Consider the following 3671-nt stretch of genomic DNA (forward strand, 5'->3'; position numbering starts at 1 on the left):
GTTCCGGTTCGGATAAAAAAATAGGACAGGTTACCGCAGCAGCAGCTGTTGGTGATTTGAGTATTCAGGTAAATACTACCGAAGGTTTAAAAACGGGTGACTGGATTGCATTAAAATTGTTGAATAACGATAAAGCTTTAATTGTGTCCGAATTAAAAAACAATAAAGTAGAACCAGAGTGGACTAATCTAATAGAAAAAGGAATTGATGTTAAAGTTTTTTATCAAATTAAAAATATAAAGAATGGGAAGCTTACACTGAATGCTCCCATTTCATACACAATCGATCCAAAATACCAATGGGATGTTTATAAATATGCCAATAATGAAGAGATTGGGATAGAAGATATTGCATTTGTGGGTAACTGGAAAGAGAAATTTGTACACCATCGCTCCTGGAAAGACGATAGTGGTTATACCATGCTTCGACTTCAGAAAGCTACAAATTCGTGGATAAAAAATTGCCGTTTTACTGATTGTAGTGTAGCGGCAACCATTTCACAAAGTGCCAATGTCACCGTTTTGAATTGTTTGGTAAATGGTAATGCGGGACATGAAGCAATAAGCTCCGGAGGTTCTACGAATGTACTGATTGCTAAATGCATTGATGAAGCTTCGCAATGGCATTCTTTTGGGACTACGGGAGGAACTATGAATACCGTCATTTGGAAATGCAAATACCCTGCGACCACTTGTTTTGAATCACATTCGAGCCAACCCAGAAATACATTGCTTGATGGAGTTGAAGGCGGTTTGATGAACAGTCACGGCGGAGGGGCAAAACAAAATATGCCCAATCACATGCAAGGCTTGGTTTTATGGAATTATAAACAAACCAATGAAGCGGTTAAAGATTTTGAATTTTGGCCTCCCTCAGCAGTTTTTGAATGGTGGAAAGTTCCAAATCCCGTAATTGTTGGTTTTACAAGCAAGGGAACCACTTTTAAAATGGAACAATTGGGGCAGTCCGAATCCATTGGCACAGCTGTTGAACCCGCTTCGTTGTATGAAGCTCAATTGAAATTACGATTGGGTAAATTACCCAAATGGATTAAAGAAATGAATTAGTCCGAGATTTTTCAACGAGTTCAGAATAGCTTTTTAAACTACATTTCAAATGATTAAATAATAACCTAATTCCAGAAATAACCAAAACCATGAAACCACAAAAACAACTGATTATTTATCTAATTTGCTTTACTTTTTTTGGAAGTACAGCTTTTAGCGCTATCAAGCTTCCGTATTTGTTTTCGGACAATATGGTGTTGCAGCAACAATCGCATCCTTTGATTTGGGGTTGGAGTACGGCAGGAGCAACAGTAACTCTTGTCTCCTCTTGGGACAAAAAGAAGGTTACCGTTACTGCCGATTCAAACGGAAAATGGAAAGCCAATGTTGCCACTCCGGCAGCGGGAGGCCCTTATGAAATAAAAATAAGTGAGCCAAATAATAGCATTACCATTAAAAATGTTTTGATAGGCGAAGTATGGCTTTGCAGCGGGCAAAGTAATATGGAAATGCCAATGAAGGGCTTCATGGGTCAGCCTATTCTTGGTGCAAGCGATGCAATTTTTAATTCAGACAATGACAAAATCAGGTTATATACAGTACCAAAAGCAGTTCAGAGAGAGGCTCAGGATGATTCCAATAAAACAACTTGGAATGAAGCTGAACCCGAATCGGTTACCAACTTCAGCGCGACTGCTTATTACTTTGGAAGATTATTGTATGCGAAGTTAAAAGTGCCAATTGGCCTAGTCTGCAGCAGTTATGGTGGCACTCCCGTAGAAAGTTTTATGGATGAAGAAGCATTGAAACCATTCCCTGATGTAACCTCCTTTCCATCAAAAACGGATACTTCACAAAAAATCGATAATAAAAATGCCACTGCGGTTTATAATGCCATGTTGCATCCTTTGTTGGGTTATACTTTCAAAGGCTGTATCTGGTATCAGGGAGAAACCAATTACAATAAACCGAAACAATACGAAACCTTGTTTCCTGCTTTTGTAAAAATGCTGAGAACAAAATCAAATGATGCCAATCTTCCGTTTTACTATGTGCAGATTGCACCGTACCAAAATAAACCCGTAGAATCCGACCCCAAACTGAACTCCGCTTATTTGAGAGACTCCCAAAGAAAAGCATTGGCGGTAATTCCAAACAGCGGTATGGCAGTTACTTTGGATATTGGTAATGAAATTTTCATTCATCCCTGGGATAAGGAAACAGTTGGTAAGCGATTAGCTTATATGGCATTGGCAAAAACCTACGGTTTAAAGGGATTTCCGTATGCTTCTCCTATGTTTGAATCTGTTAGTTATGCCGGTAATGTGGCAACTGTCCAATTCAGCAATTCAGTAAACGGTTTGACTTCTTATGGAAAACCTTTGAACAATTTTGAAATTGCAGGAGCCGATAAGATTTTTCATCCGGCAAAAGCAGTTATCACAAGAGGGGTATTAACGGTATCATCAGAAGAGGTTCCTAATCCTGTGGCTGTGCGATATGCCTTTAAAGATTTTGTGGTGGGCGACTTGTTTAACACCGAAGGATTTCCTGCGAGCAGTTTTAGAACTGATGATTGGTAATGATTGCCTAATTGAAAAAATACATTTTCAAAACCAAATTTTATGACTGAATCAAATATTTTATCTAAAAAAGCATCCTCATTAATTTTATTCTTTGGAATGAGTATTTCTTCTTTTTCGCAAAGCAATGAAATAAAATTATGGGACAAAATCCCCAATTCTATAGAAGCTAAAGGATATCTGGAAGAAACAAGAATAGACAAGGATTACAATGTCTCAATAATTCAAAAAGTGACGGAGCCAACCTTAAAATGTTTTTTGACAAACAACAAAGGAGGTAAAAATACAGCAGTAATTATTTGCCCAGGTGGCGCTTATTCTCATTTGTCTCATGAAGATGAGGGTGATAAAGTAGCCAAATGGCTTCAGTCTATTGGTGTCTCGGCTTTTGTTTTGAAGTACAGGCTTCCAAGCGATGTCATTATGGAAAACAAAACAATCGGCCCTTTGCAGGATGCTCAGGAAGCGATAAGAACTTTACGCCGAAATGCTGACAAATGGAATCTTGATGCCTCAAAAATTGGAATCATGGGCTTTTCGGCAGGAGGACATTTGGCTTCTACTTTGTCCACACATTACAATGACAAAGTGTATGAATCCAAAGATAATACCAGCGCACGTCCCGATTTCTCTATTTTGATTTATCCGGTAATTTCTATGGAAGACGGAATTACGCACCGTGGATCAAAAGAAAACCTTTTAGGAAAAAATGCCAGCAGTGAAATGATTGCCAAATATTCGAATGAAAAACAGGTTACCAAAACAACGCCAAAAACATTTTTAATGCATGCTACCGATGACAAATCGGTGCCGGTTGAAAACAGCATCAATTATTATTTGGCATTAAAGCAAAATAAAGTTCCGGTCGAAATGCATTTGTATGAAAATGGCGGACATGGTTTTGGTTTAGGAATTGAAGGAACCAATAAAAATTGGCCCAATGCCTGCGAAAAATGGTTAGCTGAAAATGATTTGATAAAAATTCCATCTGAAGTCGCAGTCAATTTGAAAAAAGAATAAAATCTACAGCATTCAAACCGTTGCAGCCGGGACCTTTATACAAAGCCACATTTCACTCTTT

At 38.2% G+C, this 3671-nt stretch carries 3 protein-coding genes; all 3 read left to right on the top strand.

What is annotated here, in order from left to right:
- A partial coding sequence (locus tag VLB74_RS07075; protein WP_325202760.1) for a DUF4955 domain-containing protein occupies positions 1 to 1067 on the top strand: 1067 nt, incomplete at its 5' end.
- Between the two features lie 89 nt (positions 1068 to 1156).
- Entirely contained in the window at positions 1157 to 2590 is a 1434-nt protein-coding gene (locus VLB74_RS07080) for a sialate O-acetylesterase (RefSeq protein WP_325202761.1), read from the top strand.
- Positions 2591 to 2632: 42 nt separating this feature from the next.
- The gene (locus VLB74_RS07085) at positions 2633 to 3610 is read left to right on the top strand and encodes an alpha/beta hydrolase (RefSeq protein ID WP_325202762.1); all 978 of its coding nucleotides are present in this window, start codon (positions 2633 to 2635) and stop codon (positions 3608 to 3610) included.
- Positions 3611 to 3671 lie beyond the last annotated feature (61 nt).

This window comes from Flavobacterium sp. (genome assembly GCF_035456225.1).
GTDB lineage: Bacteria > Bacteroidota > Bacteroidia > Flavobacteriales > Flavobacteriaceae > Flavobacterium.

What these genes read in the sequence shown, in the direction of transcription:
- VLB74_RS07080 (WP_325202761.1), top strand. Translation starts at nt 1,157, where the DNA reads ATGAAACCACAAAAACAACTGATTATTTATCTAATTTGCTTTACTTTT.
- VLB74_RS07085 (WP_325202762.1), top strand. Translation starts at nt 2,633, where the DNA reads ATGACTGAATCAAATATTTTATCTAAAAAAGCATCCTCATTAATTTTA.